Below are 23383 nucleotides of genomic sequence, written 5' to 3' on the forward strand. Positions count from 1 at the left end.
CAAATAATTAATTTACGAAGAGGTGCGCGTGCGCACCCAAAGATCGGCGTATTTCACAAACGTCGCGTGAGACATCACTAACGCAACAAGTAAACCCTGACCGCCATCAAGAAAACCACGCTTAAGAACATACATACGTAAAAAACAGGATAGGCCATGCAAGCAAGCGGACCACAGTGACCCTGTTTTACCGCTCTCTTGCTTTGCAATCGCCCAGTGTTCTGCATAAAGGGCGGACTTTGTAACCAGATGCCGAACACTATCATAAACGTAATGCAATAAATCACCCTGTAGACGTTTTACCGGCAGACGATTTGAATTTCGCAATCGCTCGTGCACACGAGTGTCATCAAAGCCGGCGAGCAATCTGGGGTAAAGGCGTGGTATCCAATCGGGGTACATATCGGTGTGCCGCATGTAACGACCAAAGCACCAGCTCAGGCGATTAATTTCGTAAATACAGTCATCGCCATCTATAACCTGTAGCATCTCTTGCTTTAATTCATCACTAACGCGCTCGTCTGCATCGATGCACAACACCCATCGCCCCCGAGCAAAAGCTTGAGCACGCTGCCTTTGCACGCCAAACCCCTGCCAATCGGTATTGATTTCCACACGAGCACCAAAGCGTTTAGCCATCGCCAGCGTATCGTCGGTACTTCCGGAATCCAGCACGACAATCTCGTCGACAAAGTCCAGAGATTGCAGACACGCCTCCAGTTTTTTGGCTTCGTTTTTAACGATGAGTACGGCGGAAAGGCGTATAACCTGATTGGCACTATCGACAGGCATCAGAAACCTCCCGACGCTGGGCGCAGCGCATATAACCCCACAATGCCACCAGAAAAAATGCGTACAAAGTAACGCCGCTGTTATGCCGCAAAAACGCCTGGGTTAATCCGAACAAAGCGACCGACACAACCAATATTATTCCCGACATGGCAAACGCCTTGGCCTCAACCTGAGTACTTTTCGTTCGCACAGCTTCACGACAAAAAAGCACTAATGGAACAAGGTAAATAACCATAAGCGCCAGCAACCCTAGCACTCCTCGCTTTACAGTCACATCCAGCAGATCGTTATGAACATGAGAGAACTCACTGACTTCCACCCGAACCTCCAGGTCTTCTATCCGCTCTGCCATGGGCTTGATGTAACCTTCCTCACCCCAGCCCGCCACAGGCTTTTCGTCGATTAAACTGGACGCGGAACGCCACATTTCTAAACGCAGCCCCACCGAGCGCCCCACACTTTTTCCACTTAAATATTGAGCCGTCTCAATGGCCCCTCGATTAACGCGCTCTTGAATACCGGTTTGTGGAATTACGTAAAGTACCGTCAAAAACAATAGCGCCCCGATAGCACTCAGATACAAAACCCGACGGGGAAGATGACGCCGTAAATTAAAAAACAAAATGAGCACGATAGCGGGCAGCGCCAACCAACCGCCGCGAGCACCCGACAACATTGAGGCCAGCATTCCCAAAGCCGCAGCCACAGATAAAGCAACAATCCAGCGTCGACCATGGGTTTGCCTTTTTGCCCACCCCAATCCAGCCAGACACAAACCACTGGTTAGAATTGCCAAGTTGCCGAATTGAATCGGGTTCATTAAGCCAAAAGCTCGCTCGCTATCGTTAAACCACACCTGGAATAGCGCGTAACACCCGGCAGAAGAAGCGCCGACGATTAAACCGAGCCACCAGAACTTAACCCTTGGCTTAAAGCCAAGAATAGCCAATAACGCCCCGGCCGCTAACAGATAACGACTGGGCTCTTCGTAATATCGAGATGAGGCTCCGTGAATCACATTAACCAGCACATTTAGCGCAAAACAGCTCAGCAGCGCTGCGATCATAATGCCATCGAAGCGATTCAGGTTAAGTGCCGGGCGTTTCACCAGCAACCAAGGAAAGCCCAATAAAAAAACCAGCGCAGGCCCATAGGAATAACCACTGGGTAGCACAAAACACAGGGCACTACTTAACGCGATACACAGAGATAAAAACCAGCGAAAGCGGCTATTCTCCGCGTAAAATCCAGCAGCTGTCATAAGGTGTTATCCAAACCTAACGGGTGACCAGCAAACGTACAGTATCTTTCACGCCAAGCCATTTTACTGGCTAGCGCCGCGGTTATGATCAATGTCGGCAACTGGTCCTGAAGCCAACAATGACTGCAACGCAACAATAACCTGAGATGGCGACAAATCCTGTAAACATTTTTTATGCTCAAGCGGGCACTCACGCGAAAAGCAAGGCTGACAGTCTAACGCCAAGGACACCGTCGCCACCTTTTCTCCCAAGGGTGGAGTAAAGCGCGGGGAGGTTGATCCGTAAACGCCCACCAGAGGCAAACCTAACGCAGCGGCAATGTGCATAAGACCGGAATCGTTGCTCACGGCGGCCTTGGATAACGACATTAAATCCATCGCGTCAGCCAATGTGGTTTGGCCAGCCAAAGCAGTAGCATAAGTGTTCTCGGGTAACAGGGAGATTATTTCTGCCGCAACCGACCGATCTTTTTCAGAGCCAAATAGCCATACCTGCCAGCCATTGGCAATAAACGCTTGAGCAACTTCCGCGTAATGAGCCGCTGGCCACTGCTTCGCAGGGCCGAACTCAGCACCCGGGCACAAAGCCAAAACCGGCCGACTGAGATTCACGTGGTATTTATCGCAGAGCACCTCTGCATTATTTTGCTCTGCCACCAGCTTCGGTTTTGGCGGCTCAGGCAATGAAGCTCCCGGCGCAAACGCCAAAGCCGTAAAACGCTGCACCATAAGTGGATAGCGAGCCGCGTCGAGCTTACGAATATCGTTGAGCAAGCCATAGCGCATCTCACCGCGCCAACCTACTCTTACCGGAATACCAGCGAATGCGGGTATGAGTGCGGATTTAAGGGAATTAGGAAGAACATAGGCGCGGCTATAATGTTGCCTGGCAAGCGCCCGGGCCAGCTGCCAACGCGCTTTAAGCATGATTTTGCCATGCCCAACGGGCATATCAATGCTGGCCGAGACCTCTGGCATCCGCTCGGTAATAGGGCGACTCCAGGCGGGAGCCAGCACATCAATCGTCGCACCTGGATATTGCTGGCGCAGCACTTTGAACAGCGACTGCGCCATCACCATATCGCCAACCCAGGACGGGCCAACAATTAATATCCGTTCGCTCGCGGCCACGAATTACCCTTTAACCGGCGCCAACCACGCTTTGTGCTGAGGTAGCCGGCCTTTTACCGCATCGAAGTACAAGCTTTGTAATTCAGTGGTAATAGGACCGCGCTTACCTTCTCCGATAGCACGACCATCCAGCTCACGGATAGGCAATACCTCGGCGGCGGTGCCAGTAAAGAACACCTCATCTGCTACATAGACTTCATCGCGGGTAATGCGCTTTTCTTTTACGGTATAGCCGCACTCAGCTGCCAGAGTAAAAATGGTGTTGCGAGTGATGCCGTCCAGGCACGAGGTCAGCTCGGGGGTATAGATAATGCCGTCGCGAATCACAAACACGTTTTCGCCACTGCCTTCGGCGACATAGCCTTCGTTATCCAGCAGCAAAGCTTCTTCACAACCGCTGTCCAGGGCTTCTTGCAACGCCAACAGCGAGTTGATGTAATGACCATTGGCCTTGGCTTTACACATGGAGATATTCACGTGATGGCGAGTATAGCTTGAGGTACGCACCTTAATACCCAAATCACGGGCCTCGGGCGACATGTAAGAGGGCCAGTTCCAGGCCGCCACCATTACATGGACGCGCAGGTTATCGGCGCGCAATCCCATACCTTCCGAGCCATAAAACGCCATAGGGCGCAGATAACTCTCGTGGAGATTGTTTTCACGAACCACCAGCTTTTGCGCTTCGTTGAGCACGTCTTTTTCAAACGGCAATTTCATACGCATAATGTGCGCAGAGCGGTATAAGCGGTCGGTGTGCTCTTGCAGGCGGAAGATGCTGGTGCCATCTTCTGCGGTTTCATAGGCGCGTACACCCTCAAAAACGCCCATGCCGTAATGCAGTGTGTGGGTCAAAACGTGCACTCGCGCATCGCGCCAAGGCACCAGTTCGCCATCAAGCCATATTACGCCGTCGCGATCGGCAAATGACATAGCCAACTCCTAAATAAAGTCTCAATGTAGTATGGGATTATCGGTTTGACGGCCAGCTTTTAAGAGGCTTCCGGATCGAGCAACAATTGCCGCCACATATCGGTTACCTGTTTGCGCTCGGCGGCAAACACATCTGTGCCTTGCAAAACCGCCTGCTGGTGCTGTAGCGCCAGGCGGTGTCCGGTGGATCGATAAGCTTTGTAGGCATCGATCAATTGCAATACCCCGGCTTCAGGCAGCAAGGCCTCCTGCGCCAGGGTTTCCAAAATTCGTATATTGTCCGTATACCGGGTCAGGGCGGGCGCTTTGTGGGCCCACGCCAAAACCGCGTATTGAACCATAAATTCAATATCGACGATACCTCCGCCATCCTGCTTGAGGTGAAATTCTTCACGGCCAGCGGCGGTGCCCAGGTGAGAGCGCATTTTTTCCCGCATGTCTATGACATCGCCGCGCAACTTTGCCAAGTTGCGATCACGCTGTAATACCCGGCCGCGCACGGCCTCAAACTCTGCGGCAAGGCTTTCGCTGCCCGCCACCGGGCGGGCCCGCACCAGAGCTTGATGCTCCCACGTCCAGGCCTCGTTTTCCTGATACTTTTCAAAGGCACCAATGGAGGCAACCAGCATGCCCGAATTACCCGATGGACGCAGACGCATATCCACCTCATAGAGCTGCCCGGAAACCGTCTGAGTATTGAGGATATGAATAATGCGCTGCCCCAGACGGGTATAAAAAGTCAGGTTATCTACCGACTTTTCGCCGCCCGTAGCGCCACTGGCCCACGTGTTGTGCACAAACACCAAGTCCAAATCCGAGCCGTGCCCCAGCTCAATACCGCCAAGCTTACCGTACCCGAGGATGCATAACTCCGGCTCGCGAGCCTCACCACCGCCCTCTTGCGCAGGAAAACCGTGGCGAGACACCATTTGCTCCCAGGCAAGCGCAAGCACATGCTCTAAGATCACCTCGGCAATGTAGGTCAGATAATCGCTGACTTTCATCAGCGGCAAAGCCCCTGTCACTTCGCTGGCCGCCACTCGCAGAGCATGGGCGCTGCGAAAGTAGCGCAAAGACTCCATGTGGCCTTCTAAATCATCCCAGCCCAAACGGAGCAACTCTCTGCGCAACTCATCTCGCAGCGCATCTTTATCCGGCGGAGAGTAAAGACTTTCTGGCGTGAGCAGCTCATCCAGCAAAATGGGATGCTGCGCCAGTTGATCGGCAATCCAGGGGCTGACTGCACTTAACTGCACTAACTGGTTCAAAGCGGTTGGGTTTTCAACCAGCAACACCAGGTAAGCACTGCGTCGCGCTACAGCCTGGACAAAAGGCAGGATTCTTTTTAAGGCCGCGCCCCGGTCAATCTCTTCCTGGCTTGCCACACACGCCAGCAGCCGCGGCACAAACGCATCCAGGCGAGTACGGCTGGATGCCTGCATTGCCAACACCTGGCGGGACGTTTTTAACTCTTCCTGCCACTGCATGACGGTGTCGGGGTCGGCAAAGCCCTGCTCCGCCAAAAAGGCCGAAGCCTCTGCCCCGGCTAAGGTTCCATCCCAAAGGCCGAGCCAGTTCGCCAACTCAGCATCGTCGACACCAGCCTCAGCATCCGGGTCGGCAATCACTGCTTGAAACTCTTCATTGACGAGAGTGCGGTGAGCCGATAGCACCTCGTAAAACTCTGCCCAGCTGTCAAAACCCAGCATAAAGGCCAGACGCCGCTGGCCCTCTTCGTCCATCGGTAATGACTGGGTTTGCCGGTCTTGATAGCCCTGAATAGCGTGCTCTGTATTGCGCAAGAAAATATAGGCCTGCAACAAGGCCTCGCCGCTGCCGCTGGGTAGGTACTTTTCTTTCTCTAACAGCGGCAACAATTTACACACCTGACGCTCACGCAGCGCTTTTTCTTTACCGCCCCGAATCAGCTGAAACAGTTGCACCACGAATTCGACTTCGCGGATACCACCCTCCCCGAGCTTCACATCAAGGTCCATGCCTTTGCGCTGCACCTGGCGGTTAATTAAGCCTTTCATGTCCCGCAAAGACTCAATCACACTGAAATCCACATACTGCCGATACGTAAAAGGCGCCAGTGTTTGCATTAATTCGTCTGCGGCGGCCTGACCACCAGCACTCCAGGCTACGGGGCGCGCCTTGATCATGGCATAGCGCTCCCAGTCCCGCCCCTGAGACTGGTAATAACCTTCCATCGCATCAAAGTTTTGCACCAAAGCGCCGCTCTGGCCATGGGGGCGCAAGCGCATGTCAACGCGAAACACAAAACCATCTGCGGTTTGCGCATCCAGCGTTTTAATCAGCTTTTGCCCCAAGCGAACAAAAAACTCCTGGTTGCTCAGGGTTTTACGCTCGCCATTGGTTTCGCCCGACTCCGGATACGCGAAAATCAAATCGATATCGGATGAGACATTCAGCTCGCAGGCCCCAAGCTTGCCCATGCCCAATACAATCATGGACTGTACCTGGCCCGAGTCACGCCCCACCGGTTCGCCAAAGCGTTGCACAAGGGCTCGATAATGCCAGTCCAGACACGCTTGGATAACGGTGTCCGCAAAAGCCGACAACTCAGCCGTTATTTCGGTCATGGACGCCATGCGATTCAGATCGCGCCAGATAATACGTACCATCGCACGATTGCGCGCCAGCCTGACGCGCCGATCAAGCTCGGCCTCATCTTCAGCAGAATCTAGAGTTTCTGAGAGCGAGGTCAGTTGCTCCTGCGACTGAGAAGCAAACAACTCCCCGGACTCCACCAACGATTGCAGGTGTTGTGGATTACGGGCGCAAGTTTGGGCAATAAATTCACTGCCCGCTAAGGCGAAGTCTAACTGCCGGGAAAATGACTCCGGCGCTTTTTTGATCAGTGATTGCAGGTCACAGGTTTCAGCCAATTGCTCGCGATAACGCAATGCAACTGCAGCCAAGGGGTCGGGCAGGGGGCGGTGTTGACTCATACAAATAGTTACTCTCAGTGATCGGCGCGCTCAGGAGGTGGAGCCACCCGCAGCACTTCTTCCATGGTGGTGAGGCCAGCGGCTATTTTTTGCGCGCCGGATAAGCGCAGAGTTCGCATACCCTCGCGCATGGCCTGCTTACGCAGCGCCTGTAAATTGCAATGGCTGGTGATTAAATCTTTCACCGAATCGCTCAAAGTGAGAATCTCGTAAATGCCCTGCCGTCCCAGATAACCGGTGTTTCGGCACTCAAGACAACCGACGGGGCGGTAGACTTTCTCAGGCATATTAACCTTCCAGGGTGCCACCAAAGAATCCCACTCATCTCGCTTAATGGCTCCTTCCTCTTTGCAATGCGGGCACAGTGTGCGCACCAAACGCTGCGCCATTACCCCCAGCAAGGTGGCATTGATTAAATAAGACGGAATACCCAAATCCAGTAGGCGGGCAACAGTGGCCGGTGCGTCATTCGTATGCAGCGTAGATAACACCAGATGCCCCGTGAGCGCAGCTTGCACAGCCATTTGCGCGGTTTCTAAATCGCGCATTTCGCCCACCATAATAATATCCGGGTCTTGCCGCATAAGCGTGCGGATACCTGCGGCAAAGTCCAGCTCGATTTTGTGGTGCACCTGAGTTTGGTTAAAGCTCTCTTCCACCATTTCAATCGGGTCTTCGATGGTGCTGACATTCACCTCGCTGGTCGCGAGCTTGCGCAGCGATGAATAGAGCGTAGTAGTTTTGCCCGAGCCGGTGGGGCCCGTCACCAGCACAATGCCATTGGGGCGCGACAGCATGCCATCCCAGCGCTTAAAGTCATCCCCTACCAGGCCTAAATCGTGAAAGCTGCGCAGCAGCACTTCTGGGTCGAAGATGCGCATCACCAGCTTTTCACCAAAGGCGGTTGGCAAGGTAGATAGGCGAAGCTCTACTTCCGTGTCATCCGCACGACGGGTTTTAATACGGCCATCCTGAGGCTTGCGTTTCTCGGCGATGTTCATCCGCCCCAACACTTTAAAGCGGCTTACCACCGCCATAGCCACCGAGGCAGGGAACTCGTAGACATCGTGCAACACCCCATCAATTCGAAATCTCACCTTGCCGACTTCGCGTCTGGGTTCTATATGAATATCACTGGCACGCTGACCGTAAGCATACTGTAACAACCAATCGACAATATTAACGACGTGCTTGTCGTCTGCATCAGCATCACCGAGGGATTTAAGCTCCACCAGCTGCTCAAAGTTAGTGGCGCCACTGGCTCCAGGCCCACCACTGGCACCAGACACCGACCGGGCCAGGGTGTAAAACTCGATTTGATAACGGAAGACATCAGCCGGGTTCGCAAACACTCGGCGCACATGCTTGCGAGCGACATGCTCAACCTGAGGCTCCCACCCGGTCAGAAAAGGCTGGGCACAGGCGATAACGATTTCGTCGGAGGTAACCTCGACACAGAGAATGCTGTGGCGCTTAGCAAAACCATAAGACACCACAGAGGTAACTTTTGAGACATCAATTTTGAGCGGATCAATGTGCACTACATCCAAGCCGGCGCGCCCCGCCATCCAGTGGGTAAGTGCTTCGCCGTCCAAGAGTTTGCCGGGGCGGGCAGCATCATCAACATTCTGGCTGGCAACATACGCCATCGGATGCATGGCTATTTGTGCTCGACTGCGATTTGCCCCCAGCAATATATTGGCGTCAGCCTGGCTGATGCGTCCATCCACAAGCAACTCATTAATGATAAAACGCAAATCCAAAACCGTACCTGACGGCACCTGCTGGGGCATAGCACACTCCCTATCATTTGACTCGTGGGTCGATTGTAGCCTGCCGACAGCAAATGAGTCACCCGCTCAACGTGACCTGAGCCGGCAATGTTTTTATACTGCGCGCTGAATTCGAGAGAGGACTCAAGATTATGGCTTTCAGCAACCCGTTTTCCAATATGTTCGGGCACTCCCCTATTAAACCCATGCAGGAACACATGAGTGCTGTGGTGGAGGCCTCAAGCAAATTACCCGACTTTTTTGCCGCCGCAATCGCCGGCGACTGGGATAAGGCCAAACAGATTCAACACGACATCTCCGAGCTTGAAACCAAAGCCGATGACATGAAAAAGCAGCTGCGCCTGCATTTACCCAAAAGTCTGTTTCTACCCGTCCCGCGTACAGACCTGCTGGAGCTACTGGCAACCCAAGACCGTATCGCCAACAAAGCTCAGGACATCACCGGCATTATGCTGGGGCGCCAAATGGCTATTCCCAGCACTCTCAAAGAGCCCTTTCAGGAATTTGTTAGCTCCGCCCAGAAAACTGCAGAGCAAGCACTGTCTGCCATTAACGAGCTGGATGAGTTACTGGAAGCTGGTTTCAGTGGTCGTGAAGTAAGCCTAGTTGAGAACATGATCGAGAAGCTTGACGAATACGAACGCACCAATGACCAACAGCAGGTGGAAATTCGCTCCACACTTTTCGCTCTGGAAGCAGAGCTTCCGCCCGTGGACGTAATGTTTCTATACCAGATTATCGATTGGATTGGCGACTTGGCAGACAGGGCGCAAGCCGTAGGCAGTCGCTTACAACTATTACTGGCGCGCTGAAGACGGCCGCTTAACACACTCAAGAACTACAGAGACATTGGGGAACTTCCATGACCGTGATCGCTGAATACGGCCAGATTTTACTGATACTTGCCTGTGTTTTTGGCCTATTTATGGCCTGGGGGGTCGGCGCTAATGACGTCGCCAACGCCATGGGCACATCAGTAGGCTCCAAGGCATTGACCATCAAGCAGGCGATCATTATCGCCATGATATTTGAATTTTTAGGCGCCTACCTTGCCGGTGGCGCGGTAACATCCACTATACGTAAAGGCATCGTCGACCCAGCCATAATGGCGGGCTCTCCCGAACTCCTTGTTTACGGGATGCTTTCGGCGCTGCTCGCAGCCGGCACCTGGCTACTGATTGCCAGTATCCTAGGTTGGCCTGTGTCGACTACCCACTCCATCGTCGGTGCCATCGTCGGCTTTGCCGCCGTGGGTATTTCGGTGGATGCCGTGGCCTGGGGCAAAGTGGCATCCATTGTCGCCAGTTGGGTGGTATCTCCCATGCTTGCGGGTACCATAGCGTTTTTTATTTTCCGCTCGGTGCAGCGGCTTATCCTTAACACCGAAGACCCGTTTGCCAACGCCCGTCGTTACATCCCCTTTTACATGTTTGCGGTAGGCTTTTTGATCGCCATGGTGACCCTGCTAAAAGGGCTCAAACACGTCTTCAAGGATTCAGGATTCTCGCTAAACTTCTTAGAGAGCGCCCTCATTGCCGCGGTTATCGGTGGCATTGTGTGTGTGGTAGGCATCTTTTTGCTGCGCCGTATTCAACCCGAAGAAACACCCTCCGGCGGTAATCGCTTTGCCAACGTTGAAAAACTGTTCGCCATTTTGATGGTGTTCACTGCCTGCGCAATGGCGTTTGCTCATGGTTCAAACGATGTCGCAAATGCGGTTGGCCCCATGGCGGCGGTTATCAATGTTATTAACACAGGAGGCATAGCGGCTAAATCTGTCATGCCCAGCTGGGTCTTACTGATCGGCGGTGTCGGTATTGTGATCGGCTTGGCCACCTACGGCTTTAAAGTGATGGCGACCATTGGTAAGAAAATCACCGAGCTGACCCCAAGCCGCGGCTTTGCCGCTGAACTTGCCGCGGCGGCCACCGTGGTGCTCGCTTCCGGCACAGGCCTGCCTATCTCGACCACACACACGCTGGTCGGTGCCGTACTGGGCGTTGGTCTTGCTCGTGGTATCGGCGCCCTCAATTTGGGTGTTGTCGGTTCTATTTTCATGTCTTGGGTCGTCACCCTTCCTGCAGGTGCCGGCCTGGCCATTTTGTTCTTCTTTTTCTTCAAGGGCATTTTTGGCTGATCGGCCATCGCGCTTTTACCCTAAGAATTATTCAAGGTAAAAGCGCGACCTCTTGTGCCCCACCACCACTGTATTACACTGGCGCTTCCCAACCCGGAGACGCCCAATGTCACTCGATCTACCCCGCTATAGAAGCTTTCTTAAACAGTTAGTTGCCGAGCCGTCGGTAAGCTGTGCTGTTCCTTCATGGGACATGAGCAATCAGCGCGTTATTGAGCACCTGGCCAATTGGCTGGAAAGCTTGGGCTTCAGCTGCGAGGTCATGCCCATCCCCAACCACCCGGGTAAATTCAACCTTCTGGCCACGTTAGGCAAAGGCGATGGCGGCTTAGTCTTTGCCGGCCATAGCGACACTGTGCCCTATGACGAGCACTTATGGCAAAGCAACCCCTTGGAGTTAACCGAAAAAGAGGGGCGCCTCTACGGCCTGGGAGCTACGGACATGAAAGGTTTTTTTCCGGCAGTACTGGAGGCGGTAAAAGGTCTGGATGCCCGCAAGCTGAAACAGCCGGTTATGCTTCTCGCTACGGCCGATGAAGAAAGCAGCATGAGTGGCGCGAGAGCGCTGGCAGAAGCCGGTGGCCTAAAGGCCCGCTATGCGGTCGTCGGAGAGCCCACAGGCATGCGCCCTATCCACATGCACAAAGGTATTTTGATGGAGTCGGTGCGGGTGAAAGGCGCAGCCGGGCATTCATCCAATCCAGCCTTAGGCAATAGCGCACTGGAAGCCATGCACGAGGTAATCGGTGAACTTATCCAGTATCGCCACGAGCTGCAGCAGCGCTACCACAACCCGGGGTTTGCGGTTGCACTGCCCACGTTAAACCTGGGCTGCATTCACGGCGGCGACGGTGCCAACCGAATTTGTGGCGAATGTGAACTGCACTTTGATTTGCGCTCTATCCCCGGCATGCATAATGATGAACTACGAGCTGGCATTACCGCGCGCTTAACGCCCATCGCAGAGCAGCGCCAACTGGACATTGTATTTTCAACCTTGTTTGAAGGGGTCGATCCGTTTTACCAGAACGAGAACTCAGAGCTGATTCGCACCTGCGAGCACCTGACTGGCCAAAGCCCAACCAGCGTAGCATTCGCCACCGAGGCCCCTTTTTTCCGTGAGATGGGACTGCAAACTGTGGTAATGGGCCCTGGCTCCATTGACCAAGCCCATCAGAGCAACGAATATATTGAACTGAGTCAAATCGAACCCGCGGTCAATACCATTCGCAGAATGATTGAACACTTTTGCCTGAGAGAGATGCCTAGCGCATGAGCGAGCAACAGCACCAAGATTATGTAAAGTGGTTCCGCCACTCATCGCCTTACATTAACGCGCACCGCGGACGAACCTTCGTGGTTATGCTGCCAGGTGAAGCCTTAACCCACCCTAACTTTAGCAACATCATTCACGACTTGGCTCTGCTCTCAAGCCTTGGGGTGCGCCTGGTACTGATTCACGGCGCCAGGCCACAAATTGATGCGCGTCTGTCGACAGAAAACCGCAGCAGTGACTTTCATAAACACCTTCGCATTACCGATGCCGACAGTTTAAGTGCGGTGCTGCAAGCCATTGGCGGCGCGCGTATTACCATGGAGGCAGCCCTGTCCACAGGGCTGCCTAACTCGCCCATGCACGGCTCACGTATTGAAGTCGTCAGCGGTAACTTCATTTCTGCCATGCCCCTCGGCGTACTGGATGGAATAGACCTGCAACACACCGGTAAGGTGCGCCGTATTAATGTGGCTCAACTCACCCGTTCACTGGATGCCGGAGCAATCGCCCTGCTATCACCGCTAGGTTACTCCGCCACAGGAGAAGTCTTTAACCTGAGCTACAGCGATGTGGCCACTCAGGTAGCCAGCGCCTTAAAAGCCGATAAATTACTCGCTTTTTGCGACGGTGATGGTGTTTACGAGGCTGACAGCACACTGATTCGCCAACTCCCGCTGAGCCAGTGCAAAGACTACCTTGCGGCAAACGCTGGCGAGCTTAGCGATATGACCCGTCAGGCCCTTGAAAGCGCCTACCTGAGCTGCCTGCAGGGTGTACAACGGGCTCAACTGGTGAACTTCACAACTGACGGCGCTCTCCTGGGGGAGCTTTTCACCCGCGACGGCCAAGGCACCATGATTTATTCAGGCCAATACGAGCAGTTGCGAACCGCCACCATTGACGATGTGGGGGGTATTCTGGAGTTAATTTCACCTCTTGAAGAGCAAGGCATTTTAGTCAGGCGCTCTCGCGAGCTGCTGGAAACCGAAATCGACAAATTCAACGTAATGGAAAAAGACGGCACAATCATCGCCTGTGCAGCTCTTTATCCTTACGGTGAAGTTGCCGAGCTTGCCTGCGTCGCCACACATCCAGAGTACCGTAAAGGCGGACGCGCGAGCCAGCTGCTTGAGCAACTTGAACAGCGCGCCCGACGTAACGGCACTCACACGCTGTTTGTCCTGACCACCCAGACTGCTCACTGGTTTTTAGAACACGGTTTTGTGCCAGGAAAAATTGATCAGCTCCCCCAAGAGCGTCAATCTTTCTACAACTATCAACGGGGATCAAAAGTCTTTTTCAAACAGATCCACTGAGCCTCTGCCGTATCGCGGACTCTGTTGATACGCCAAAATCTGTTATCCTGCACGGTTACAGAAAGCCTTCGGGCGCCTTACAAGATCACCCATACAACCGGGGATGTTATGCCTACTTATCGCTCCAGAACCACTACCGCCGGCCGCAACATGGCCGGCGCTCGCGCCCTATGGCGCGCCACCGGCATGAAAGATGATGATTTTCAAAAACCCATTATCGCCATTGCCAACTCTTTTACCCAGTTTGTGCCAGGGCATGTACACCTGAAAGACATGGGGCAACTGGTTGCCCGCGAGGTAGAAAAAGCCGGCGGTGTCGCCAAAGAATTCAACACCATCGCGGTAGATGACGGCATCGCCATGGGCCACGATGGCATGCTCTACTCTTTGCCCTCACGAGACATTATCGCTGATTCCGTAGAGTATATGGTCAATGCCCACTGTGCAGACGCCTTGGTGTGCATCTCTAATTGCGACAAGATCACCCCCGGAATGTTGATGGCCGCCATGCGCCTTAACGTACCCGTGATATTCGTGTCTGGCGGGCCCATGGAAGCCGGTAAAACCAAGCTGCTCGATCATGGCCTGGACCTTATCGACGCCATGGTCATGGCAGCTGATGACAGTGTCGATGATGAAACTCTGACGGAAGTAGAGCGCAGCGCCTGCCCAACCTGTGGTAGCTGTTCGGGCATGTTTACCGCCAACTCGATGAACTGCCTCACTGAGGCACTGGGGCTAGCCCTACCGGGAAATGGCACCATCGTGGCAACGCACGCGGATCGAGAAAAGCTCTTCAAACGAGCTGGCCACAAAATCGTTGAATTAGCAAAACGTTACTACGAGGGCGACGAAGAGCACTTGCTACCGCGCGCCATTGGCAACCGCGCCGCGTTCAGTAACGCAATGGCTCTCGATATCGCCATGGGCGGCTCTACTAACACCATTTTGCACTTGCTTGCCGCCGCACAGGAAGCTGAGCTTGATTTCGGCATGTCGGACATTGACCGAATTTCCCGCGAAGTCCCACAGCTTTGCAAAGTTGCACCCAACACTCAAAAGTACCATATCGAAGATGTACATCGTGCCGGCGGCATTATGGGTATTTTGGGCGAACTGGACCGTGCCGGCGTACTTGATACCAGCGTGCCTACGGTTTACGGCGATACACTAAAAGACGCCTTAAATGAATGGGATATTATGCGGGACCCATCTCCCGAGGTTGTTGAGTTTTTCAAAGCAGGGCCAGGTGGCATTCCCACTCAAGTAGCTTTCAGCCAGAGCGCTCGCTGGCCAAGCCTAGATGGTGACCGCAAAGAAGGCTGCATTCGTAATCTGGAAAACGCTTTTTCAAGAGAGGGTGGCCTGGCCGTACTCTACGGCAATATTGCTGAAGATGGCTGCGTGGTTAAAACGGCTGGTGTCGATGACTCCATTTTAGTTTTCGAAGGCCCTGCACACGTGGTGGAAAGCCAAGAAAAAGCGGTAGAACACATTCTTGAAGGTAAGGTAAAACCGGGTGACGTGGTCATTATTCGCTACGAGGGCCCGCGTGGTGGGCCAGGCATGCAGGAAATGCTCTACCCGACCAGCTATCTCAAATCCAAGGGCATGGGCAAACAGTGCGCCCTTCTGACCGATGGCCGTTTCTCCGGAGGCACTTCTGGACTATCAATCGGGCATTGCTCCCCTGAGGCGGCGGCTGGCGGAGCCATAGGGCTGATAGAGACCGGTGACATCATCCGAATCGATATTCCCCAGCGCAGCATTGATGTGAAGCTTTCCATGCGCGAACTGCACGATCGACGCGAGCAAATGGAAGCACGGGAAGCCCCCTGGAAGCCTTTGGAGCAACGTCCGCGTAAAGTCAGCGCCTCACTCAAAGCTTATGCAAAACTTGCCACCAGTGCGGATAAGGGTGCCGTAAGAGATTTATCTCAACTGGACTAACGCATTTCATAATGTGAATGCACTAAATACCCGCTGATAGCGGGTATTTTTTTGCTCAGGCAATCTGCCCTAAGAAACACCTATTGCCAGACAAAAAAACGGCGGGTGAAGTACCCGCCGTTTTTTGTCTTACCGATCTTAAAAAGCGTTAGCCATCACTTTTTAAAGCTTCCTGGCGTTTCTTTTCACCTTCAGCGTAATTAATCCACTGGCTGGCAAATTTTTGGCTGCGCTTGTCACGAGAAGCTTTGGTAAAGGCCTCAATCGCCTCATCAAAATTACCCTGCGCCAATTCCGCCTGACCAATAGTCAGATGGACCGAATCAGGGCGACTCAAACCACCCTTTTTCAGCGCATTGCGTGCGGCAGAAACAGAGGCCTCGAAGTCATCTCGCGCAAACAATAAGCGGGATAAATTGAAATAAAGATCGCCATCTTCGGCTTTAGCCGCGGCGCGTTTCATTTCAACCAGCGCTTTATCGGTTTCTTGCGACAGACGCCAAGAGTTCGCTAACAGCTCCAGGTTGGTAGCCGTAGGATCAACAATTTTATCTGTGTTGATACCCTTATCGAGAATTTTCGCCGCCTTATAGGGGGCGTCATTTTCAATAAAGTGACCCGCAAGACTTTTCAGCTCGTTTTCTTTTTTCAAACCACCCATCACATACATGGAATCCATGGTGCGATAATAGTTTTCCAGCTGCCCCAACTCGTAGTACAAGCTCGCCATTTGCGACCAATAGCTCATTTTAGGGTAGATGCGAACTAACTCCTGAACCACCGCTAAAGTAGAGTTAAAGTCTTCTTTGTAGAAGTAAAGTGCACGCAAAAAGCTCAGCCATTCTTCACGCGGCATTTTACCTTCGGCTTCGTACATTTCGATCGCTTGCAGCATATTAGCCAAAGCTTTTTCATGCTGCTCGGCACCGTAGTAAATCTGCGCCAAAGTCGAATACTGAGTCGCAGAGATCATGGTCACCATTTTTGACCAGCGCTCTAAATACTCAACCGCTTTTTTTTCGTTCTCTTCTTGAGCGTAAAGCTGTCCCAGGAAGTAGTAGAACTGCGCTTCGGTACCAACAGGCAAATTCGGACTCTGCGCAACCACCATTTCAAAATACTTAATGGTGTTAGGCATGTCTTCACGCTCGTAGTAAAGCTGACCCAATACCTGATAAAGCATAGCCTTAGCGTATGGGTTCAAATCGCCTGCTTCACGCTCCATTTCTTTTGCCATCTGAAAAGCTTTAGCCGGGTCGGCTTTCGCACCATCAGCGACTTGCTCTTCAGAAGGCTCCATGGTCGAGGTGATTTCCGAATAGTCTTTAATAAAGTCTTGAGGCAAACCGGGTAAACGACGCGGATCTGGACGCTGCTCGGCAGGTTTCAGATACGCGGCATTAGCCGGCGCAATGCCATCTACGGCCATCGCATCAACCGATACCATGGTCAAGACGGGTGCGGCAGCAAGTACCGCAACACCAACAGACTTTTGCAAGGTGGCTGAAATTACTGATTTTAACGTCTTCATTTTCATCACCTATTACTGTGCCAGTTCAAACACGAAGCGGTTGCGTACACCGGGAACCTCAATCGGGTTTCCGTCAACGACGCGCGGCTTGTATTTAAACTTCTCCGCAGCTCGAATCGCGGCGCGGTTAAAGATGGAGGTTTCGTCGCCATCTTTGGTAATCGCCTCAATCACAACTACGTCGCGGGTTGCACCCGTGGTGGTCACTGTAAATTCTACGGTCACAAACCCCTCGACACCGCGCTGAGCTGCGCGACGTGGGTACTGCGGCGCCACCTTCACAATGGGCAGATACTCACCATCACCACCCAGGCCAGAAGTACTGATTTGAATATCAGACCCCAGATCGGGTGCCTGCATGTTCATACCTTCCGGGTTTACATCCGGCGCTTCAAAGTCAGGCTCCGGAATGTCCGGTGGTGGCTCTTGTGGCGTTTCAGGCTTATCAGGCTTTGCTGTTTCGTAGCGGGTTTCAATCTCCATTTCCGGCATGTGAATATCTTCAATGCGGGTAGTCTCAGGCTGATCTTCAGCCTGGAGATCGGAGTTGATCAAAAACTGCATCAGATACAGCAGACCAAAGGTGATAACCACCGCCAGCACGACAGCAATTAATACTCTTGCAAGTTTCATAGCGGCTTAGTTCTTCACTGTTGAAACAGCAACGTTACTCACACTCAATTGTCGAGCGGTATCGGCCACTTCTGCCAGTAATTTCACACTGGCTTCGGAGTCCGCTTGAATAACAACACTGCCGTTTGGATTTTCAGCAAGCAGACGCTCAATTTGCGCCCGCACCCCACGGGGATCCACCTGGTTTTTATCAATCCAGATTTCATCGGAGTCGGTGATCGCAATCAAAATACTGGCGTTTTTCTTTTCGTCAGCAGTGGTTGCTTCCGGCCGAGTCACTTCCACCCCGGTCTCTTTAATGAACGTGGCAGTTACAATGAAGAAGATCAACATGATGAATACCACATCGAGCATGGGAGTCAGATCGATGGCACCGGTCTGTTCATCTTCAGATTGGTTTCTACTGCTCATGGCATATCTCTTATAACTGGGTTAATACGACGTGCCAGCCTTAATGATCCATTGTCAAATGGTCGGCAAACAGCTGATTCTCACGCTCGGCAGTACGGGTCAGATACGTATTGGCAAATACACCAGACAGTGCCGCAACCATACCCGCCATAGTCGGGATAGTTGCTTTTGAGACACCGCCAGCCATTTGCTTGGCATCGCCGCCGCCGGTCATAGCGAGAACGTTAAACACTTCAATCATACCGGTAACGGTACCGAGCAGACCGAGCAGAGGACACAGGCTCACCATGGTGGCGATCATGTCCATATTGGTATTAACCTTCTGCTCGACGCGCGAAATCAGTGCGTAACGAATCTGGTGAGCATTCCAGGATTTGCGCTCAGAGCGCGCCTCCCAAGCGTCTAAGGCCTCTTGTACATCGCCCTTCAGACCGCCTTTGAAATACCACACCCGCTCGAAAATCAGGGTCCACATGACAAAGGTAAGGGCGGCGATCCATAACAATACGGTACCGCCCTGATCCAAAAAGGCTTTAATGGCTGCGATTGCTTCCATTAATGCCAGCATGCTTTATCTCCTACTTACGCTCGGCGTTCTCGGCAATAATGCCGGCCGATTGTTCTTCAAGAACGTGGATTACGCGCTTGGCACGGCCATTTACAATGGTGTGCAGCAGTACGGTAGGAATGGCAACTACCAGACCCAGTACAGTAGTAATCAAGGCAGAGGAAATACCACTGGCCATGTTTTTGGGATCACCAGCACCGAAGATGGTGATTGCCTGGAAGGTCAGAATCATACCCACAACGGTACCCAACAGACCCATCAGAGGCGCAACCGCCGCGATAATCTTCAGAATAGCCAGACCGCTCTCAATGGCAGGGCGCTCTTTCAGCACGGCTTCTTCCAGCTTCAGCTCCAGAGTTTCACCGTCCACATGCGGGTTGTCTTCGGCCACTTTCAACACACGACCCAGTGGGTTGTTGGTGTTGGCTTTCTTAGACTTCAACTGGCTGCTTACCTTGGCGTTAACCAGAGTCAGGTAAATGATGCGCCACAGACCGATAATCAGACCGATAATACCGACAATAGTAATGGCGTAACCTACACCCCCACCTTGATGCCAGCGCTCACCCCAGGTAGGGCTGTCGATCAAAGCGTTCAGCAGCGAACCGCCGGTAGGACCTGTGGGGTCAAGACCAACACCTACCAGACCGCCAGAAGCGTTCTGCAACTCTTGAGCAGCACCCAAGAAAGCTTCAGGCTGACGGGTCAGCTCTTCCATTTTGTAACCATCAGCGATGTAGTTCAGGTACTTACCTTCTGATACCAGGTTGTAAGAACCGATACGAACCACTTCTTGGTCAACTTTGTCGCCGTTTGGCTTGATAACAGTGCCGTTGAACTTAACAACTTTACCGCTTTCAACCATCTGACGCTGTTGCTCGTACCACAGACGCTCGATTTCTTCGATCGAAGGCAAACGAGTGTTGCTGTTCATTTTATCGATCAGGCCAGTCAGGAACTCACCGCGATTAGGGTACTGAGCAGAGATCAAAGAAGTGCTCAGAGTTGAGCGCAGATCGCCAGCGGTAGAGGTCAGGTGACCAAACAGCTCACGCAATGAACCCAAGCGCTCGTTGAACTGCTTGCGTTTCGCTTCAACTTCAAGCTCTTGATCGGCGTAGGTTTGCTCAAGGCGCTCTGAGCGAGCTTCTTCAGAAGCAAGCGTGTTTTGCGCTTGTTTCAGCAATGATGCTTGATTGTTCTTTTCACGCTGGAACTGTTGCTCGCGCTGCTTGTGCTCGGCAGATTCCTGAATGCGTGACTCTTTAACCATGTTCAACAGCTCGTCAAGGCTGGCAGCCTTGTCTTCCTGCGCCACGGCTACACTTGTGCTTAACAGGCCGGCAGCTACGGCTACCAGGCAGCTTTTGGCAAACTTCATTTTCATTGCGCTGCCTCCGGTGCTTGGACAGGTACAAACATAATGTCTTTCGACGCCTGGTTACGTGCAATACGCAGGCCTTTCAGAATCTGGTTACGGTAGGAATCATCCAGCTCAACCCACGCACCTTGAGTAGAATCCCAAGCACCAGACTGTTCGGTATCGGTTGTTTGATACATCAACGAAACGCGACCAACACGCAGGATGTTCACTTCACGATCCTGGCCACCGATGTTCAGAGTGTCGCGGTACGCTTCAATGAAACGGCCGTATTCGCTCTCGATTTTGTAGGCTTCGAGAACTTGACGGAACTTCTCGGCAACGGAGATATCAGCGCGCTCTTGGTTGTTACGCAACATGGCGATACGATCCAAACGCTCTTCTAACTTGAAAGGCTTGTCCAGCTCTACGAACTGTTCCAGAGCATCCAGCATACGCAGCACGAGAGGCTGAATACGACGCTCAATTACAGTGACGTTTTCGATGGATTCGTCTAGATCCTTAATTACAGCAAGCTGATTGGCAATTTGCTTTTCCAACTGGCTGTTATACAGACGGATATCTTCAATCTGCTTATTCACCTGCTTGAACTGAACCAGCAGATCATCAGTCTCCTGAGACAAGCGATCTATACGTTTCTGGGAATCCTGAGCCAAGGTTGTTTTGGCCTGGCTTACCTGGAGAATTTGATCCAGGGTTTCATCTGCCATCACCGCGCTGCCCATGAGCGCTCCGGCAGAAAGCACTGTGGACAGAGCCACGGCTTTCATTCGCTGCTTTTTCATATTTCCCCCAACTCGGGTGCTTTCAATCAGATTTGTGCGACAGACTGCTGCCACAGACGCATATCCACTGAACCTCTTTCGAGGCAGCCAAGAACGCAGCATTGTAATAAGAGGGTTCCTCTACATTCAATGCTTTATCCAAATGCCTGAATGCCTGTGTATTTGGGTAGCAAACGGGTAACACTTAACCGTGAAAACCATCAGAACCGGTAACACCTGGTTGTTTTTCAACCAGCACCAAGCGATAACTTACGCCAAACTTATACAATAAGATTATTAAGATTCAGCGTCAGTAAACTACTCCAGTATCGAAAACCGATGAGATAGCGGAGTACCCACCTCATCTGGCTGCCGGGATACATCCCGCCATTCCTATGTCGACAGATCAAGACGGCCGTGAACGAGCACCCTCTGTCACTTGCCCACCTTTGTTATATAAATTCCTGTTTTCTGTAACAAGCGGCGAGCGATAGCCCTATTCACCCTCGGCCACACCCAGAGCCTGGATGCGGTTTGCGTGTTCAGTACGGAATATTTACCGTGAGCACCAGAAGCACACTTTGAAAGGACACCCTTGGTAGCCCCAACTTACTTTAATATGTGCCTACACAGGGCGACCATCAAACTCAGCTTGCACTTCATGATACTGGGCTTACCCTAAATGGCGCACCTAAAGTATTGTAAACACGCTATTAAAATTCGAGCGTCGGATACTCCTGATGATCTGGCCACCACCTAACAGCGTGATTAACAACCACCCCCTCAGCTTCGTTACCCCCCCGATCAAACGGATATGGGTGCCGTAATCCGCGCATGAGGGTCATAGCCATCGAAATGAAAATCTTCTAGCTCATAATCAAAAATCGATGCAGGCCTACGGGCAATTTGCAATTGGGGCAAAGCTCTCGGCTCGCGAGCCAATTGCTCAAACACAATATCGTCGGTTAAATGATCATGATAAAGGTGGCAATCACCAAAGGTGTGCACAAAATCACCCACATCAAGATCACACTGCTGCGCAATCATATGAGTGAGCAGCGCGTAACTGGCAATATTAAAAGGCACCCCCAAAAACAAATCCGCACTGCGTTGATACAACTGGCAAGAAAGCTTGCCGTCCGCCACGTAGAATTGAAATAAGGTATGGCAGGCCGCTAAAGCCATGCGCCCAGCCTTCACATTCTCTTGCGGGCTAACCGATTCATCCGGCAAGTCTGAGGGGTTCCAGGCACTGACGATTAAGCGCCGGGAGCTGGGCTTGGTTTTTATTTGTTCAATCACCTGACTGATTTGATCGACCGTCGAGCCGTCTGGGCAAGCCCAGCTACGCCACTGTTTACCATACACAGGCCCTAGATCACCGTCTTGTGTCGCCCACTCGTTCCAGATTCGGCAACCGCGCTCTTGCAACCATTGAACGTCCGTTCGCCCTTGCAAAAACCACAGCAACTCAACAATCACACTTTTTAAGTGGACCTTTTTAGTGGTGACCAGCGGAAATCCCTGTTGCAAATCAAAGCGCAACTGGCGACCAAAAACCGAGCGAGTGCCGGTACCGGTGCGATCGCCACGGTCTGTGCCGTTATCCACCACATCACGCATTAGATCCAAATACTGCTTCATATTTTTTTCTGCTCCGGGGAGTCACTTTGAGGGGCAAGCTTAGGCAGCGCGTAAGCGTAGATAACCATGGCAACGCCCAGCAATAACATCGGCAGCGACAGCAGCTGTCCCCGAGTTACCCAACCGTATAAATCAAATTGAATGTGCTGATCTGGCTCGCGGGCAAACTCAGCAATAATTCTGAAACAGGCGTAACCGATCAAAAACACACCGCTAACGGCGCCGGTCGGACGCGGTTTGCGTGAGAACCAGTAAACGAGACTGAATAGCAACACCCCCTCCATCGCAAACTGGTATAGCTGCGAAGGGTGGCGTGGCAGCAGGTCCGGGTCTTTCGGGAAAACCATGGCCCAAGGCCCCTCGGTAGGACGCCCCCACAGCTCCTGACCGATAAAATTGCCGAGACGCCCAAACGCCAACCCCAAAGGCACTATCGGCGCTACGAAATCGGTTAAACGGAAGTAAGGGATGTGGATCCTGTGAGCATAAAACAACATGGCAAGTAATACGCCGATCAACCCTCCATGGAAAGACATACCGCCCTCCCAGATACGAAACAGCAGCATCGGGTCGCGCATCCAGGCTTCGAAATTGTAAAACACCACGTAGCCCACGCGGCCCCCCAATACTACGCCGAACGCACCGTAAGTAATCAAGTTTTCAACTTGGGCCTTGGTCACCGGCGAGTCCTCTCGCTTAGACCGCCGCATGGCAATAAACCAAGCAGAGGCAAAAGCAAACAAGTACATAATGCCGTACCAGTGCACCTGTAACGGACCTAAAGATAACGCAACGGGGTCAAAATCTGGGTGGGTCAACATAAAGCGAGCGCCAGTAAAAAAGTGCGGGCAATCATAACACCGGCACGTTCAAGGTAAAACCGCGCC

The 23383-nt window shown here is 52.5% G+C and carries 19 protein-coding genes; 5 read left to right on the forward strand and 14 right to left on the reverse strand.

Translation table 11 applies throughout. The features are described 5' to 3' along the window. Nucleotides 1–12: 12 nt before the first annotated feature. From D568_RS0112130 to tfpB, 6 genes are all read right to left on the reverse strand, one after another. Entirely contained in the window at nt 13–792 is a 780-nt protein-coding gene (locus tag D568_RS0112130) for a glycosyltransferase family 2 protein (RefSeq protein WP_020209874.1), read from the reverse strand. Next, nucleotides 779–2053 (reverse strand): O-antigen ligase family protein, encoded by a 1275-nt coding sequence (locus D568_RS0112135; protein WP_020209875.1) that lies wholly within the window; start codon nt 2051–2053, stop codon nt 779–781. The genes D568_RS0112130 and D568_RS0112135 overlap by 14 nt, the downstream gene beginning before the upstream one ends. 63 nt (nt 2054–2116) lie before the next feature. Next, nucleotides 2117–3184 (reverse strand): lipopolysaccharide heptosyltransferase II, encoded by a 1068-nt coding sequence (gene waaF / locus D568_RS0112140; RefSeq protein ID WP_020209876.1) that lies wholly within the window; start codon nt 3182–3184, stop codon nt 2117–2119. Between the two features lie 3 nt (nt 3185–3187). After that, nucleotides 3188–4117 carry a branched-chain amino acid transaminase gene (locus tag D568_RS0112145; protein WP_020209877.1) on the reverse strand — a complete coding sequence of 310 codons (930 nt, stop codon included), beginning with the start codon at nt 4115–4117 and terminating at the stop codon, nt 3188–3190. A 59-nt stretch (nt 4118–4176) separates the two neighbouring features. Then, nucleotides 4177–7092, reverse strand: a complete 2916-nt coding sequence (glnE, locus tag D568_RS0112150; RefSeq protein WP_020209878.1) for a bifunctional [glutamate--ammonia ligase]-adenylyl-L-tyrosine phosphorylase/[glutamate--ammonia-ligase] adenylyltransferase — start codon at nt 7090–7092, stop codon at nt 4177–4179. 14 nt (nt 7093–7106) lie between these two features. Continuing rightward, nucleotides 7107–8885 carry a type IV pilus assembly ATPase TfpB gene (gene tfpB / locus D568_RS0112155; protein ID WP_020209879.1) on the reverse strand — a complete coding sequence of 593 codons (1779 nt, stop codon included), beginning with the start codon at nt 8883–8885 and terminating at the stop codon, nt 7107–7109. 131 nt (nt 8886–9016) lie between these two features. Here tfpB and D568_RS0112160 point away from each other — a divergent pair, with 131 nt between their 5' ends. The 5 genes from D568_RS0112160 (at nt 9017) to ilvD (ending at nt 15564) form a co-directional block, all read left to right on the forward strand. Continuing rightward, on the forward strand, nt 9017–9697 hold the full coding sequence (locus D568_RS0112160; RefSeq protein WP_020209880.1) for a TIGR00153 family protein: 681 nt from the start codon (nt 9017–9019) through the stop codon (nt 9695–9697). 50 nt (nt 9698–9747) lie between these two features. Continuing rightward, the gene (locus tag D568_RS0112165; RefSeq protein WP_020209881.1) at nt 9748–11022 is read left to right on the forward strand and encodes an inorganic phosphate transporter; all 1275 of its coding nucleotides are present in this window, start codon (nt 9748–9750) and stop codon (nt 11020–11022) included. 106 nt (nt 11023–11128) lie between these two features. Continuing rightward, nucleotides 11129–12298 carry an acetylornithine deacetylase gene (argE, locus tag D568_RS0112170; RefSeq protein WP_020209882.1) on the forward strand — a complete coding sequence of 390 codons (1170 nt, stop codon included), beginning with the start codon at nt 11129–11131 and terminating at the stop codon, nt 12296–12298. Beyond that, nucleotides 12295–13614, forward strand: a complete 1320-nt coding sequence (gene argA / locus D568_RS0112175) for an amino-acid N-acetyltransferase (protein ID WP_020209883.1) — start codon at nt 12295–12297, stop codon at nt 13612–13614. Before argE ends, argA begins: the two co-directional genes overlap by 4 nt. 108 nt (nt 13615–13722) lie before the next feature. Further along, nucleotides 13723–15564, forward strand: coding sequence for a dihydroxy-acid dehydratase (gene ilvD, locus D568_RS0112180; RefSeq protein ID WP_020209884.1), 1842 nt, complete (start codon nt 13723–13725; stop codon nt 15562–15564). Between the two features lie 148 nt (nt 15565–15712). On the opposite strand, the gene D568_RS20065 is transcribed toward ilvD, so the two are convergent. The 8 genes from D568_RS20065 to lgt all read right to left on the reverse strand — a co-directional run bounded on the left by D568_RS20065 (nt 15713) and on the right by lgt (nt 23317). After that, nucleotides 15713–17095: a tetratricopeptide repeat protein gene (locus tag D568_RS20065; RefSeq protein WP_020209885.1), complete on the reverse strand. Its 1383-nt coding sequence runs from the start codon at nt 17093–17095 to the stop codon at nt 15713–15715. Between the two features lie 12 nt (nt 17096–17107). Further along, nucleotides 17108–17728, reverse strand: a complete 621-nt coding sequence (locus D568_RS0112190; RefSeq protein WP_020209886.1) for an energy transducer TonB — start codon at nt 17726–17728, stop codon at nt 17108–17110. Nucleotides 17729–17734: 6 nt separating this feature from the next. After that, nucleotides 17735–18139, reverse strand: a complete 405-nt coding sequence (locus D568_RS0112195) for an ExbD/TolR family protein (protein ID WP_020209887.1) — start codon at nt 18137–18139, stop codon at nt 17735–17737. 40 nt (nt 18140–18179) lie between these two features. Then, nucleotides 18180–18707, reverse strand: coding sequence for a MotA/TolQ/ExbB proton channel family protein (locus D568_RS0112200; RefSeq protein WP_020209888.1), 528 nt, complete (start codon nt 18705–18707; stop codon nt 18180–18182). Nucleotides 18708–18717: 10 nt separating this feature from the next. After that, nucleotides 18718–20094, reverse strand: coding sequence for a MotA/TolQ/ExbB proton channel family protein (locus D568_RS0112205; RefSeq protein ID WP_020209889.1), 1377 nt, complete (start codon nt 20092–20094; stop codon nt 18718–18720). After that, the gene (locus tag D568_RS0112210; RefSeq protein ID WP_020209890.1) at nt 20091–20873 is read right to left on the reverse strand and encodes a DUF3450 domain-containing protein; all 783 of its coding nucleotides are present in this window, start codon (nt 20871–20873) and stop codon (nt 20091–20093) included. Before D568_RS0112210 ends, D568_RS0112205 begins: the two co-directional genes overlap by 4 nt. Before the next feature lie 783 nt (nt 20874–21656). Beyond that, complete coding sequence (locus D568_RS0112215) at nt 21657–22496, reverse strand: thymidylate synthase (RefSeq protein WP_020209891.1); 840 nt, start codon at nt 22494–22496, stop codon at nt 21657–21659. Continuing rightward, nucleotides 22493–23317 carry a prolipoprotein diacylglyceryl transferase gene (gene lgt / locus D568_RS0112220; RefSeq protein ID WP_020209892.1) on the reverse strand — a complete coding sequence of 275 codons (825 nt, stop codon included), beginning with the start codon at nt 23315–23317 and terminating at the stop codon, nt 22493–22495. Before lgt ends, D568_RS0112215 begins: the two co-directional genes overlap by 4 nt. Between the last annotated feature and the right edge of the window lie 66 nt (nt 23318–23383).

Origin of the sequence: Gilvimarinus chinensis DSM 19667, from assembly GCF_000377745.1 — a bacterium.
GTDB classification, from domain to species: domain Bacteria; phylum Pseudomonadota; class Gammaproteobacteria; order Pseudomonadales; family Cellvibrionaceae; genus Gilvimarinus; species Gilvimarinus chinensis.